This is a genomic window from Tritonibacter sp. SIMBA_163, assembly GCF_046535935.1.
Lineage (GTDB): Bacteria > Pseudomonadota > Alphaproteobacteria > Rhodobacterales > Rhodobacteraceae > Epibacterium > Epibacterium scottomollicae.
Genome location: NZ_JAWJBP010001111.1, coordinates 1 through 244 on the forward strand (window position 1 = coordinate 1; position 244 = coordinate 244).

1 protein-coding gene is annotated in these 244 nt (G+C 25.4%); it reads left to right on the forward strand.

Going from position 1 to position 244, the window contains the following annotated elements:
• The coding region (locus tag R0J92_RS25775; RefSeq protein WP_411053783.1) for a hypothetical protein at positions 1 to 244 on the forward strand (244 nt) is incomplete at both ends.

A 244-nucleotide genomic window follows, 5' to 3' on the forward strand; every position in this document is an offset into this window, starting at 1 on the left:
TAAAGTTTTCAAAAAATAAAAATTGGCAATCAGTAGGTAATAGTATCTTCGAAGGTACTTTAAAATCAAATGTAACTGATCAAATATATCTTGTTTTTGGACAGATGGATGGAAAAAGAATAAATGTAAGGTATAAAAAGTATGAAGATGTTTTAGAAGATGTAAAGGTAACACACTCACCAAGATTCTTTATTAATATGGATATGCATAAAGAAAATTCAATTCTACATAAAATTAATATGAC